Genomic DNA, 13906 nt, shown 5'->3' on the forward strand with positions numbered 1-13906 from the left:
TGTCGCGCAGCCAGTACGAACACGCCATCGCGGTGCTGGTGGGCAAGGCCCCGGCGGGTTTCGCCATCGCGCCGGTGGAAGGCCCGCTGCCTGAGGCCATCGTGCCGGTCACGCTGCCCTCGACGCTCCTCGAGCGCCGCCCCGACATCGCCGCCGCCGAACGCCGCGTCGCTGCTGCCAACGCCGCCATCGGCGCCGCCCAGGCCGCGCGCTTCCCGGTGCTGGGGCTCACCGCGTCGGCGGGCTTCCGTCGCTCCGACATCGCCGATCTCATCACCGCGCCCAGCCGTTACTGGTCCCTCGGCCCCACGCTGGCCGCGACGATCTTCGACGCCGGCGCCAAGAAGGCCGCCGTCGGCCAGGCCCAGGCCAGCTGGGAGCAGGCCGTCGCCACCTACCGCCAGACCGTGCTGGTGGCCTTCCAGGAGGTTGAGGACAACCTCGCCGCTGCCCGCTACCTGGATGCTGCAGCCGCCGAGCAGGCCGCCGCAGTGGCCGCCGCCGCCGAAGCCGAGACCATCGCCGAGAACCAGTACCGCGCCGGCACCGTGAGCTATCTCAACGTGGTCACCGCCCAGGCCACCCATCTCGCAGCCCGCCGCACCGCCAACGACCTCGCCGCTCGTCGGCTGGTGGCCGCGGTGCTGCTGGCGAAGAACGCCGGCGGGAGCGTGAGCGCGCCAAAAATTCCGTGAATTGCCTCGTCGCGAAGGTAATGACTTGAACCTTCGTCACTTTCCGTCATCCATACTAGGAGTATGGTGCAGTGCACAATCCAGTGTCTGCACGAAGATTGAAGGAGTCCGAGCATGTTCCGAAAGCGATGGTGGAAGGGTGAAAACAGTTCGGCGCCGGGCCTGAGCCTGGCGCTCCAGGGCGGTGGTGCCCACGGCGCCTACACCTGGGGCGTGCTCGACCGGCTGCTGGAAGACGGCTGGACGCTGGAAGGCATCAGCGGCACCAGCGCCGGGGCGATGAACGCGGTGGCCCTGGCCCAGGGCTGGACGACCGGCGGCGCCGAAGGCGCGCGGGAGAGCCTCTCGAACTTCTGGGAAGCGGTGGCCGACAGCGCGCCGCGGGAACTCGATCTGCTGCACAGCCTCAACCCTGCCGGCATGGGCTCGCTGCCCGGGCCGATGAGCATGATGCTGGGCCTCACCCATCTCTTCTCGCCCTACGAGTTCAATCCCTACGAACTCAACCCCCTGCGCGACGTGGTGCGCGCCCAGTTCGATTTCGAGCGCATCCGCCAGGATTGCCGGCTCAAGCTGTTCATCGCCGCCACGCGGGTAAAGACCGGCAAGGTGCGCCTGTTCCGCACCGCCGAGCTCACCGAGGAGGCGGTGCTCGCCTCGGCCTGTCTGCCCACGCTCCACCACGCGGTCGAGATCGACGGCGAGGATTACTGGGACGGCGGCTTCACTGCCAACCCGGGGATCTACCCGCTGATCTACGAATGTTCCACCCCGGACATCCTGCTGGTGATCCTCAACCCCCTGTCGCGGCCCGAGCCGCCGCGCACCGCCGACGAGATTGCGGCCCGCACCATGGAGCTGGGCTTCTCGACCACCTTTCTGCGCGAGATGCGGATGATCGCCCACGCCCGCAGCTACATCGACGAGAGCCGCAGCTGGATGCCCCTGGGGCGCTTCGAGCGCAAGCTGATGAACCTGCGCTTCCATCTCATCGAGGCGGAAGAGCTGCTCGAAGCCGGCAAGGGCAGCAAGATGAACGCCGCCCGGGCGTTTCTGCACGATCTGCGCGACCTGGGCCGGGCCCGGGCCGCCCGGTGGATCCGCACCCAGCGCCGTTACGTGGGGCAGCGGGGCACGGTGGATCTGGCCGAAGTGTTCTCCTGATCTACCGAAGCCGGGCCATCACCAGCGGACTGACCAGCAGCCACAGGGCGGTGAGCAGCAGCATCGCCGCGAAGGCCGTGCGCATCTGCTTCTCGGGCAGGCGATGGGCCAGGCTGACTCCGGCCGACACGGTGAGCAGCCCGCTCGCAGCCATGGGCAGGCCGATCTTCCAATCCACCTGCCCGGCGCCGGCATACACCGCCAGGGCCACTACCGAGCTGGGCGCCACCAGCGCCAGGGACAGGCTCTGGGCCACCGTCTGCTTCTGCCCGAAGAGGCCGGTGATGAGCGGCGTGGCCACCAGCCCGCCACCCACGCCCAGCAGCCCCATGCTGCTGCCGCCCGCCACGCCCACCAGCGGAAGATAGCGGGGGTCGATCTTCGGCCTCGATTCGGCCGCGTCCTTGCGGCGGGCCAGCATGCGCAGCGCCACCCCCAGCAGGAAGACGCTGAAGACCACCTTCAGGACGGCCGGGTTGAGGGCGTTGGCAAAGTGGGCGACGCCCCAGGTGGCAGCCATCGAGATCACGCCGATGGTCAGCGCCTGGCGTGCGGGCACCGGGTGGCGCTGGTTGTAGCGCCACCAGCCCACCAGAAGGTTGGGCACCATCAGCACCAGCGCGGTGCCCTGGGCCATGGGCTGCGCCATGCCGTAGCCGATCACGAACAGCGGCACCGCGATGATCCCGCCGCCAATCCCGAACAGGCCGCCAAAGAAACCCAGGCCGGCGCCCACGACGAGGGCGGGCAGAACATGAAGCAGCATGGTTGGCGATACCGGCAGGACGGGTGACCCATGATAGCCATCCGGCCGCTCAAGTCGATGCGGGAAAACCGACAGGGGGCCGCCCGCCCAAGGGCGTTGGTGCGCTGCGGTTTAGTTTTTTGTCGTGATTACCGTTAACACACCCTCTGACGGTGGGCCGATGCGCACCGTCCATCTTCACGCCGCCTGCGGGCGGGCGTGACTGTTAGAACCAGCTGGGGTGTGAGCAATGAATCAAATGACGATCGGCAGGCGTCTCGCGTTTGGGTTTGGGTTTGTGCTGGCGCTGGGGCTGTTCGTTGTCGCGGTGGCGATCTACAACCTCGTCGAGCTGCGCCAGCAGTTTGGCGAGTTCGAGAGCCGGATTGTGGCGCGGGAGCGGCTCGCCTACCGGGGCCAGGTGGCGCTGGGCAACGGCATTCACTATTTCAAGAACACGGTGCTGCGCGGGGGCGACTACCCGGGCAAGTTTGCCGCGAGCATGGACGCCATCGATCGCGTCGTCGAAGACTACCGCGCCCTCGGCGACGTCCATCCGGATGCCGCTCAGGCGCTGGAGGAAATTTCCGCGGGCAGCCGTAAATACCGGTCGGTGATTGCCCAGGTGGTGGAGATGCGCGGCAACGGGGCCAGCATCAACGAGATCGACAAAGCCATCAGCGGCGCCGACAAGCCCATCGGTGCGGCCTTTGCGCGGCTGCTGGAGCGCCAGTCGGCCGAATCCCACGCGGCCCAGGAGGCCTTCGACGCCAGCGTCAAGCGGACCGTCGAGGAGGTCGGCGTCGTCACCCTGGTGATGCTGCTGGCCGGCGCCCTGGCGGCGTGGACGATCAGCCGCAGCGTGACCCGGCCGCTGGCTCAGGCCGTCGAGATCAGCCAGGCGGTGGCGCGGGGCAACCTGCCCGAGCAGATCGATGTGACCAGCAACGACGAGACGGGCCAGCTGCTCACCGCCATGAAGCGCATGGTCGATACCTTCCGCGGCTTTGCCGACGCCCAGGCGGAAAACGCCGAGCAGCATGGCAAGGGGATGATCGAACACCGGATCGACGCCGACCGTTTCCCCGGCGTCTACGGAAAGATGGCCGCCTCGATCAACGCGCTGGTCCGCACCCACATCGCGGTCAGTCAGCGGGTGGTCGACGTGGTCGAGCACTACGCGGTGGGCGACCTGACGGTGGACATGGAGCGCCTGCCCGGCCAGCAGGCCCAGATCACCGCGGCGGTGGATGGCGTCAAGGCGTCGATGCTGCGCGTGAATACCCAGATCCAGTCGCTGGTGGATGCGGCGGCGAGCGGCGACTTCCATGCCCGGGGCGACGCGGAGGCCTTCCAGCATGAGTTCCGGCGGATGATCGAGGGCCTCAACCGGCTGATGACAGTGAGCGACCTGGGGCTTGGTGAGGTCTCGAGGGTGCTCGATGCCCTGGCCACGGGCGATCTCACCCAGCAGATCGAAGGGGATTTCCAGGGCGCCTTCGCCCAGCTGCGGGACAGCACGAACACCACCGTGGCGCAGCTGCGCGAGGTGATCGGCGGGCTGAAGCGCAGCGCGACGGCCATCAACAGCGCAGCCCTCGAGATCGCCACCGGCAACGCCGACCTGTCGCGGCGCACCGAGCAGCAGGCGGCGAGCCTCGAAGAGACCGCCAGTTCGATGGATGAGCTCAACTCCACCGTCCAGCAGAACGCCGACAACGCCCAGCGCACCAGTGTGCTGGCCAGCCAGTCCAACGAGGCGGTGCTGCAGGGCGGCGCGGCCGTGAATCGGGTGGTGACGACCATGGCCGACATCCGCGACAGCTCGCGCAAGATCGCCGAGATCATCGGTGTGATCGACGGCATCGCCTTCCAGACCAACATCCTGGCCCTCAACGCGGCCGTCGAGGCGGCGCGGGCCGGCGAGCAGGGGCGCGGTTTTGCGGTGGTGGCCAACGAGGTGCGGGCGCTGGCCCAGCGCAGCGCCGTGGCCGCCCGGGAGATCAAGGAGCTCATCGCGGTGTCGGTGGATAAGGTCGAAGGCGGCGCTGCCCAGGTTGATGAGGCCGGTGCCGCGATGGAAGAGGTGGTCGCCGCCTTCGGGCAGGTTGCTCAGCTGGTGACCGAGATCAGCGGCGCCAGCCGCGAACAGAGCGCCGGCATCAGCCAGGTGGCGCAGGCCATCAGCAAGATGGATGAAGTGACCCAGCACAACGCGGCCCTGGTGGAGGAAGCCTCCGCCGCGGCTGAGAGCCTGGAGCGGCAGGCCCAGGGGCTGACGGAGATCGTGGAGCGCTTCAAGCTGCTGCCTGGCCCGGCGGCCAGCCCGGATGCGGGGGTCCGCAATCCGCCTTCGGCGCAGCGGCGCCGGGCGTGATCGATCACGCAGCCGGATCAGACGAGAAAGGGCCCGCAGATGCGGGCCTTTTTTCTGGCTGGCTGGCGGCGGCTTTGCGCCGGGTGGTCAGATCAGCAGGTCGTCCGGAAGGTCGTCCAGGGTGGTGACGCCGCACAGGGCCATGGCAATCTCCAGCTCGTCCCGCAGCAGGCGGATCACATGGGCGACGCCCTGGGCGCCGGCGTTGGCGAGGCCGAAGATGTAGGGTCGGCCGACGAGTACGGCGCTGGCGCCGAGGGCCATCGCCTTGAGCACGTCGGTGCCCCGGCGGATGCCGCCATCCACCAGCATCGGCAGGTGGCCGGCGAGCACGTCGGCGATGCGCGGCAGTAGCTCGGCGGTGGGCGGGGCGCTGTCGAGGGTGCGCCCGCCGTGGTTGGAGACGATGATGCCGCCCACCTGCAGGTGGGCCGCCTGGCGGGCGTCGTCCGGGTGGAGGATGCCCTTGAGGATCACCGGCAGGCGGGTCTGGGCCTGCAGCCGGGCGATGTCGTCCCAAGTGGGGGCAATGTGAAGGAGATCGTCGAAGAGGGCGCTGTTGCCGGGCCGGAGGACCGGCGCCGTGCGCGGAGGCAGGGTGGCCAGGTTCACCGCCGAGATGCCCGGCGGGAGGTGGAAATCGGCCCGGCGTTCCCGGTCGCGGGCGCCGTGGCAGGGGGCGTCGACGGTGAGCACCAGGGCTTCGTAGCCGGCCGCTTCGGCGCGCTGGACGAGCTCGCGGTTGAAGCCGGCGTCGTGCTGCAGGTAGAGCTGCATCCACATGGGGCCGCGGTCGGCGTCGTCGCGCACGGCGCGGGCAACGGTTTCGAGGAGCAGGCTGGACTGGGTGCTGAGCACGAAGCCGGCCTCTTGCGCTGAGGCGGCCACCGCGGTGGCGAGCTCGCCGTCCGGGTGGGCCATGCGCTGGTAGGCGACAGGGGCGAGGAGGATGGGATGGGCCAGGGTGCGCCCCAGCAGCTCGACCCGGGTGTGGCCGCCAGCGGTGGGGCGCAGCACGCGGGGCAGCAGGCGCAGGGCGTTCCAGGCCTGCCGGTTGGCGGCCATGCAGATCTCGTCCGCCGCGCCGCCGGCAAAGTAGGCCCAGGCGTTGTCGTCCAGCACCGTGCGGGCGAGGGCTTCGTGGTCGTCGAGGGAGATGGGGGCGGGCATGGTCGCGGTTTCCGGACGGGGCGGGTTCAGGTGTCGGCCCACATGCGCAGCAGGTTGTGATAGGTGCCGGTGAGGGCGACAGCTTCGTCGCTTTCGCCGTGGGCTTCGCGCAGGCGCATCAGGGCCATGTCGAGATCAAACAGCAGGCGGCGCTGTTCGTCGCTGCGCACCATGCTCTCGATCCACAGGAAGCACGCCAGCCGGTAGCCGCGGGTGACCGGGGTGACCTGGTGGATGCTGGTGCCGGGGTAGAGCACGGCGTGGCCGGTGGGCAGCTTGACGCCGCGGTTGCCGTAGGTGTCCTGCACCATCAGCTCGCCGCCGTCGTATTCGTCGGGATCGGCCAGGAAGACCGTGCACGACACGTCGGTGCGCACCCGCACGCCGTCGGCGGTAAAGCGGATGGCGTTATCCACGTGCTCGCCGTAGAAGGGCGTGTCGCCGCCGTAGCGGTTCACCCGCGGGGTGAAGATCTTCTTGGGCAGCGCCGCGGTGAGCACCAGCGGGTTGCGCTCGATGGCGTCCAGCACCATGCCGCGGATGCCGCGGGCGGCCAGGCAGTCGTGGGGCAGCTGCTGGTTGAGCTTGACGGTGCGGGCCTGGGGGCCGGCACTCTCGCGGCCGTCGGCCCAGGGGGCGTCGTCGAGCAGGCGGCGGGCTTCGCGGACTTCGTCGGCGGTGAGGAGGTCGGGAATCTGCAGGAGCATCGGCGGTGGGGGGGAAGTGGGGATTGGGAAATGGGTAGTGGGTAGTGGGGGGGCAGGGGCCCGCGGCCCCTGCCGGCGCCGTCAGAACTTCAGGTTGGCGGTGAGGTAGAAGGTGCGGCCGAAGCCCGGCACGTAGTGGCCGGTGTAGAAGGCGTCGGCGTACAGCTTGTTGGTCACGTTGTTGAGGTTGGCCTTGAGCATCAGCTTGTCGGCGATGGCTTCGTATTCAGCCATCAGGTCAGCCGTCACGTAGCCCTGGGAGTAGAAGCCCGGGTTGCGGTTGGGCGTGAGCTTGGTGCGGGCGTTGATGCCCACGCCGGCGCGCAGCTTCTCGGTGAACTGGTAGCTGTTCCACAGGGTGCCCTGGTGCTTGGGGATCAGCGACGGGCGCTGGCCTTGTTGCTCGTCGTTGTTGGTGGGGCTCTTCACGTCGATTTCGGCGTCCCAGATCCAGGTGTAGGAGGCGAAGATCTCCCAGCGCGGGGTGATCTTGCCGGCCACGTCCATGTCGAGGCCGGTGGCGTGGCGCTTGCCTGACAGGGTGATGATGCTGGGCACCAGCGGGTCGGTGTTGCGCTCGTTGAGCTTCACGCCACGGAACAGTGCCATGCGGGTGCTCATGGTGCGGCTGGCGTTTTCGATGCGGCCGCCCAGTTCGACGTTGATGGCTTTTTCCGGCGGCACGTCCACCGTCGAGGCGCTGTACGAATACGTGTCGCCCGAGGTGTTGAAGGAGGTGGCGTAGGAGAGGTGGTAGGACTCGCGCTCGCTCGGCTGGTAGAGCAGGCCGACCCGCTGGCTGGGCTTGTAGATGGCCTGCTGGTAATGGGTGACGGCGCCGGTGGTGAGGTTGAACTGGTCGAACTGGCCCGACATGGCGTCGTAGCGCAGGCCGGCGAGGAACTTCCAGTGGGGGATGAATTCGATCAGATCCTGGGCATAGATGCCGCCGGCGAAGCTCTCGAACTCGGAGGTCTTGCCCGGCACGCGCAGGCTTTCGGACACGCCCACACCGTCGTCGGGGGTGCCGACGGTGGTGGTGGGCTTGGTGATGTTGATGCCGCCCTGGGCCGCCGTGCGGGCGCCGAAGACGCGCTTCTTCTCCCACGCGAAGTCGACGCCAGCCTGGGCGTTGTGCTTCATGCCCCAGGCTTCAAACTTGCTGGACAGATCGCTCTGGGCCAGCAGGTTTTCGTAGCTCTGCATCTTGGGCTGGAAGCCGCGGGTGAGCACGGTGGCGTCGCTGAAGCTGTCGAGCGTGGCGGCCACGCCGCCGGGCTGCAGGCTGGCGGCGCCCAGCCGCACGGTGCTGGCGCGCTGGTCGCGGGTGAAGTCGCCCTTGCGCACCTTGGTGACGAGCTCGGTGTCCTGGGAGAAGCGGTGGGTGTGCATCAGCGTGCCGTAGGTGGCGGTGCCGTAGTTGCGGTCGCTGGCCATGCCGTAATAGTTCTTTGGATCGACCGGCAGCATGGTGGTCTGGGATACCGGCGCGCCGGCGTACTTGCGGATCCAGGGCAGGCCGTAGTTGATGCCGTTGTTGTTCTCGAGGCGGAACAGGCCGACCTCGAACTCGTCGCGTCCGCCGATGCCCCAGCGGTAGTCGGCGGCCACGCCCTGCTTGTCGAGGCTCGTGCCGGCGCCGTTGTTGTCGGCCTTGGTGCGCATGGCGTTGATGCGCAGCGCGGCGTCGTCGTCGGTCTTGACGTTGATGTCGGCCACCACGCGGTGGTAGCTGTGGCTGCCCACGGTCACGTCAATCTGGTTCTCGTCGATCAGCCGGGCCTGCTTGTTGACCTGGTTGACCGCGCCGCCGGTGGAGCCGCGGCCGAACAGCATCGATGCGGAGCCGCGCAGCACTTCGACGCGTTCCATGTTGAAGGTGTCGCGGTCGTAGAAGCCCGGGTCGCGCATGCCGTCGATGAAGATGTCGCCCGTGGTGTTGAGCGGGAAACCACGCAGGCGGATGTCTTCCTCGCCGCCTTCGGCCGCCAGGAAGGTGACGCCGGAGGTCATCTTGAGGGCTTCCTTGATGGTGTCGATCTTGCGGTCGTCCATCAGCTTTTCGGTGACGACGGTGATCGACTGGGGAATGTCGCGCAGTTCCTGCTTGCCCTTGCCGATGCGGGTGGTGGTGGTGCGCAGGCTGTCCTTGCCCTGGGGCTCGGCCTCGGCGGCGGCTTTCACGACGACCGGCTTGAGGGTCTTGGCGTCGTCGTCAGCGGCGGGCGCGCCCTGGGCCCAGCCGCTCATCGAGGCAGCAAACATCAGCGCGCCCAGGGGCAGGGTGGCCGGATTGGTGGTTGGGGAAGACTGCGGTCGGGGTGCCAGCGCGGGGCGGCGGATTTTCTTGTTAGCCATGGAGGCCTCCGGAGATGAAGCGCCCGGAAAGGGGCGTTGGGGTTCATGACCTGAGGCTGGCTGGCTAGGAGTTGGAAGCGCGCGAAGCGGCAACGGCTGGCTTGCCCGAAAGATCTGGTAACAATGGTATTGCAAATACGAATGATTCGCAATAATGAATCTGACGCAAGGAAGTGAAAAAGTGCCGCTTGCTGCGCGGTGCTGGTGAAAGCCGCGGGCCGGTGGCGTAAACGGCAGACGGGGGCGACGCTCGCGCGTCACCCCCGTCCGGGCTGGCGGTGCCTGGGTGGCTTACCAGGTGTAGCGGGCGTTCACCCCGACCATGCCGTTACGGCCGGGGGCGGGCTCGTAGTAGCGGCCGTTGCCGTCGCCGACGATCACCGATCCGATGTAGTTGCGGTCGAACAGGTTGTCGATGCGGGCGAACTCGGTGAAGCGCCACGGGCCGGCCTTCTGCTCGGCGCTCACGCGCACGTTGGCGATGGCGTAGGACGGCGCCGGGGTGGCGGTGTTGGCGTCATTCACGTAGGTGCGGCTGCGGTAGATGCCTTCGATCGCGGCGGTGACGCCGGGGAGCGGCTTCCAGGCAAGGTCGCCGAAGGCCGAGGTGCGCGGGATGCCCGGCATGGTGTTGCCGGCATCGACGGGCGTGGTGCTGCCAAAGCCTTCGTCGTAGATGGCCCGCAGCATGGTGAAGGCGAAGCGGCTGGTGAGGTCGCGACGCCAGGCGGTGTCGAAGGCCAGTTCGACGCCCTGGCGCAGGGTCTTGCCGGCGTTCTGGTAGCTGGTGCGGCCACCGCTGGAGGCGAGGACGACCAGTTCGTCGTCGGTCTTGACCTGGAATAGGGCGAGATTGACCCGGCTGCTGTTGCCGACCAGGGCTTTCACGCCGGTTTCCAGGTGCTCGCTTCTGGCCGGGCTGAGGCCGAAGTTGAAGCCGGTGGTGGGCGTGGCGTAGAACATTTCGTTCAGCGTCGGCGTCTCGAAGCCGCGGGCGGCGCTGGCGTAGAGATTGACCGCGGGGTTGAGCTTGTAGACCACCCCCAGCACCGGCGTGGTCTTGCTGTAGTTGCGACTGCCGCTGTCGTCGCCGTTGATGCCGACGATGTACTTGTCGTCCACCGAGAACTTGACGGCGCTGTAGCGCAGGCCGCCGCTCACGATCCAGTCGCCGCGCTGCCACTCGCTCTGGATGTAGGTGCCGGTGCTCTCGACGTTGTCCACTTCCTTGCGGCGCAGGGTGCTCTTCACGCCGCTGCGGTTGTCGTAGCCGCTGCGGTTGTCCTTGCTCACGTCGTAGTCGGCGCCGAAGGTGGTGGTCAGTTTGCCGCCACCGGCCTGGCGCACGGCAATCCAGCGGCCGCCGACGCCGTAGAAGTCGCGGTCGAAGTCCACCACGCCGCCGGAGCCGCGGGTGATGGCGGAGGGAGACGACGGGGCGATGGCCTGATACTGGATCACGCTGCGCTGGCCGCTGTAGGCCGAGAGCTGCAGGGTGTCGGTGCCGAAGCGGCGCTCGTAGGTGACGCCGCCCTGCAGGTGGTCGATGCTCTTGCGGGTGTTGTAGGTGGTGGCCGGAGTGGGGCTGCTCCCGGTGCCCGGGTCGATGGCGCGGGGATTGTTCTTGTAGCTGCCCCAGGTGACGCCCAGCGGATCGTCCGCCCGTTGCCAGAAGCCATTGACCACGAAGGTGAGCTTGCTCACGTCGTCCGGCTTGGTGGTGATCTTGGCGAAAGCCTGTTCGCGGGTGGCGGCGCTGTGGTCGCGGTAGCCGTCGGTCTTGAGGCGGGTGGCGTCGAGCACATAGCCGAGGCCTTCGAGCTGGCCCTGGGCGCTGAGCTCGGCCTTGGTGGTGCCGTAGCTGCCGGCGGCAAAGCCGCCTTCAACGCTGGGCCGGCCGGTGGGTTCGCGGGTGAACAGCTGGATCACGCCGCCGGAGTGGTTGCCGTAGATCGCCGAGTAGGGGCCGCGCAGCACTTCCATGCGCTCGGCCACGTCGAGGTTGAAGGTGGCGGCCTGGCCCTGGCCGTCGGGCATCGAGGCGGGGATGCCGTCGGCGATCAGCTTCACGCCGCGCACGCCGAAGGCCGAGCGGGCGCCGAAGCCGCGGGTGGAGATCTGCAGATCCTGGGCGTAGTTCTGGCGATTGTTGGCGATAACGCCGGGCACTGCGACGAGGGCTTCGGAGGCGTTGATGCGCGGCTGGCCGGCGGTGATCTGGTCGCGGTCGAGCACGTCGATGGCGGCCGGCATGTCGAAGCTGGCTGCTTCAGCGCGGCTGCCGGTGACGACCACCGGGTTGAGGACGAGCGACGTGCTGTCGTCGGCTGCGTGGGCGATGCCGGCCAGGGCGGAAGTCAGGGCGAGGGCGATGGGGGCCAGGGTGAAACGGGGGGGCATTCGGTGTCTCCGTGGGCGACTGTGGCTTTTTTGCGAAACATAGCGTGCCGGCGACCGGCGCGCATCATGAAAATCGTGATTTGGGCACCCTGTAACAGACGGTGCCGGGTGGCGCTCGCTATACTTCGTCGAATCCATGTTAACGACATAAGCCATGCCTCCGCTTTGCCGGACCTTGAACGCCGCCCGCCGCGCCGCCGCGTTTTGCGTCGCGATGCTGTGGCTGCTGCTGGGCAGCGGGCAGGCAGCGTGGGCGCAGACCTCCGTGACCGTGCAGCTGCGCTGGCATCACGCCTTCCAGTTTGCGGGCTATTACGCGGCGGTCGAGAAGGGCTACTACAAGGAGGCCGGGCTGGCGGTACAGCTCAAGGATGCCCGGCCGGGGCTGGACGTGGTGGACGAGGTGGTGTCCGGGCGAGCCGATTTTGGCATCGGCAACAGCGGCCTGCTGATCGACCGCCTCGCCGGCAAGCCGGTGGTGGTGCTGGCCACGATCTTCCAGCATTCGCCGCTGGTGCTGCTGACCCGCCGGGAGCAGGGGGTGCCGTCCGTCCATGACCTGATCGGCAAGCGGGTGATGCTGGAGCCCGGCGCCGACGAGCTGCTGGCCTACCTGCGCAAGGAGCGCATTCCGGTCGAGCGGCTCAAGTTCGTGGAGCACACCTTCAACCCCCAGTCGCTCATCAGCGGCGAGGTGGACGCCATCAGCGCCTATTCGTCGAACGAGCCGTATTTCCTCGAGGCGGCAGGGATCGACTATCAGGTCTACACGCCCCGTTCGGCGGGGATCGACTTCTACGGCGACAACCTGTTCACCACCGAAGGCCTGCTCCGCCGCAGCCCCGAGACCGTTCAGGCCTTTCGTGAGGCGAGCCTGCGTGGCTGGCGCTACGCCCTCGATCACCCGGACGAAATCGCCCGGCTGATCCATTCCCGCTACGAGAGCAAGCTGCCCCTCGAGTTCTTCCTCTTCGAGGCGCACCAGACGATTCCGCTGGTGCGGCCCGATCTGGTGGATGTTGGCTACATGAGCACCGGCCGCTGGAAGCACATCGCCGAGGTCTACGCCGAGATCGGCATGCTGCCCCGGGGTTTCGACTTCAAGGGTTTTCTGTACGAGCCCGTGCGGGATGACCTCAACGGCCTGCGCACCTACCTGGGCGCGGCGTTGGGTGTCATTGGGCTGATCACCCTGGTGGCGGCGTACATCCACCACATCAACCGCCGCCTTCACCGCAGCGTGGCCGAAACCCGCCGTGCGGCCGAACGACTGGAGGCCAGCGAAGAGAAGTACCGGCTCCTCACCGAGACGATGAAGGACGTGGTGTGGACGGTGGACACCGACACCCTGCGCTTCATCTACGTGAGCCCGTCGATCGAGCGTCTGCGCGGCTACACGGCCGACGAGGCCCTCGCGATGCCCTTCGACGCCACCTTCCTGCCCCGCGACGCCGACGAGATGCGCGCGCTGGTGCGCCAGCGGGCGCGCAGTTTCCTCGACAACCCCGACGCCCAGCCGCGCTTCTACACCGACGAGGTGGAGCAGCCCCGCAAGGACGGCAGCACCGTGTGGATCGAGGTGGTCACCACCTATTGCCGCAACCCGCGCACCGACAAGGTCGAGCTGCACGGGGTGAGCCGCGACATCTCCGAGCGCCGGGCCAGCCAGGCGCGCATCGCCTACATGGCCGAGCACGACATGCTCACCGACCTGCCCAACCGCACGCTGGTCACCGACCGCCTGCGCCAGGCCCTGTCGGCCGCCCGCCGCAACCGCCACCGGGTGGCGCTGCTGTACATCGACCTGGACCGATTCAAGCCCGTGAACGACGCCTACGGCCACGCGGTGGGCGACCAGCTCCTGCGCGAGGCGGCGGTGCGGATGCGCATGTGCGTGCGCGAATCCGACACCGTCGGGCGCTTTGGCGGCGACGAGTTCGTGGTGCTCCTGCCCCACATCGATTCCATCCACGACGCTGAACTGGTGGCCGAGAAGATCCGCGTGGCCCTCGCCGAATCCTTCCAAATCGACGGCCTGAGGCTCGATGTGTCGTCCAGCATCGGCATCGCCGTCTATCCCGAGCACGGCGCCGACGACGTGAGCCTGCTGCTCCACGCCGATGGCGCCATGTACGCCGCCAAGCACGGCGGCCGCAATCGGGTGACGGTGTTCGGCGAAGACTGAGACGTCCGTCGCATAGCCTTACAGTTTCTTACTGCCTTGCCGTTCTTGCGCTTCTACAGTGGGCGCGGTGGCCGGTATTGCCTTGCAGGCTTCCGGCCGATCCTT

Annotated in this window: 9 protein-coding genes; 4 read left to right on the plus strand and 5 right to left on the minus strand. The window is 68.0% G+C overall.

Annotation, left to right across the window (positions count from 1 at the left end; genetic code table 11):
* Both QQK25_RS17765 and QQK25_RS17770 read left to right on the plus strand, forming a co-directional pair.
* Nucleotides 1-695 (plus strand): efflux transporter outer membrane subunit (locus QQK25_RS17765; protein ID WP_284189128.1); only part of this gene is annotated, 695 nt, incomplete at its 5' end.
* A gap of 114 nt (nucleotides 696-809) precedes the next feature.
* Nucleotides 810-1859: a patatin-like phospholipase family protein gene (locus QQK25_RS17770; RefSeq protein WP_284189129.1), complete on the plus strand. Its 1050-nt coding sequence runs from the start codon at nucleotides 810-812 to the stop codon at nucleotides 1857-1859.
* Nucleotide 1860: 1 nt separating this feature from the next.
* Here QQK25_RS17770 and QQK25_RS17775 read toward each other — a convergent pair whose 3' ends face one another.
* Nucleotides 1861-2625 (minus strand): sulfite exporter TauE/SafE family protein, encoded by a 765-nt coding sequence (locus tag QQK25_RS17775; RefSeq protein WP_284189130.1) that lies wholly within the window; start codon nucleotides 2623-2625, stop codon nucleotides 1861-1863.
* Nucleotides 2626-2863: 238 nt separating this feature from the next.
* Here QQK25_RS17775 and QQK25_RS17780 point away from each other — a divergent pair, with 238 nt between their 5' ends.
* Nucleotides 2864-4981: a methyl-accepting chemotaxis protein gene (locus QQK25_RS17780; protein WP_284189131.1), complete on the plus strand. Its 2118-nt coding sequence runs from the start codon at nucleotides 2864-2866 to the stop codon at nucleotides 4979-4981.
* An 87-nt stretch (nucleotides 4982-5068) separates the two neighbouring features.
* On the opposite strand, the gene QQK25_RS17785 is transcribed toward QQK25_RS17780, so the two are convergent.
* From QQK25_RS17785 to QQK25_RS17800, 4 genes are all read right to left on the minus strand, one after another.
* The gene (locus QQK25_RS17785) at nucleotides 5069-6151 is read right to left on the minus strand and encodes an alpha-hydroxy acid oxidase (protein ID WP_284189132.1); all 1083 of its coding nucleotides are present in this window, start codon (nucleotides 6149-6151) and stop codon (nucleotides 5069-5071) included.
* A gap of 26 nt (nucleotides 6152-6177) precedes the next feature.
* A complete protein-coding gene (locus tag QQK25_RS17790; RefSeq protein WP_284189133.1) occupies nucleotides 6178-6858 on the minus strand; it encodes a Fe2+-dependent dioxygenase in 681 nt (226 codons plus the stop codon).
* An 81-nt stretch (nucleotides 6859-6939) separates the two neighbouring features.
* Nucleotides 6940-9216 carry a TonB-dependent receptor gene (locus QQK25_RS17795; protein ID WP_284189134.1) on the minus strand — a complete coding sequence of 759 codons (2277 nt, stop codon included), beginning with the start codon at nucleotides 9214-9216 and terminating at the stop codon, nucleotides 6940-6942.
* A 291-nt stretch (nucleotides 9217-9507) separates the two neighbouring features.
* The gene (locus QQK25_RS17800; protein ID WP_284189135.1) at nucleotides 9508-11616 is read right to left on the minus strand and encodes a TonB-dependent receptor family protein; all 2109 of its coding nucleotides are present in this window, start codon (nucleotides 11614-11616) and stop codon (nucleotides 9508-9510) included.
* 175 nt (nucleotides 11617-11791) lie between these two features.
* Here QQK25_RS17800 and QQK25_RS17805 point away from each other — a divergent pair, with 175 nt between their 5' ends.
* Complete coding sequence (locus tag QQK25_RS17805) at nucleotides 11792-13801, plus strand: diguanylate cyclase domain-containing protein (RefSeq protein WP_284189136.1); 2010 nt, start codon at nucleotides 11792-11794, stop codon at nucleotides 13799-13801.
* Nucleotides 13802-13906: the final 105 nt, after the last annotated feature.

Source organism: Zoogloea oryzae, from assembly GCF_030161255.1.
GTDB classification, from domain to species: domain Bacteria; phylum Pseudomonadota; class Gammaproteobacteria; order Burkholderiales; family Rhodocyclaceae; genus Zoogloea; species Zoogloea oryzae.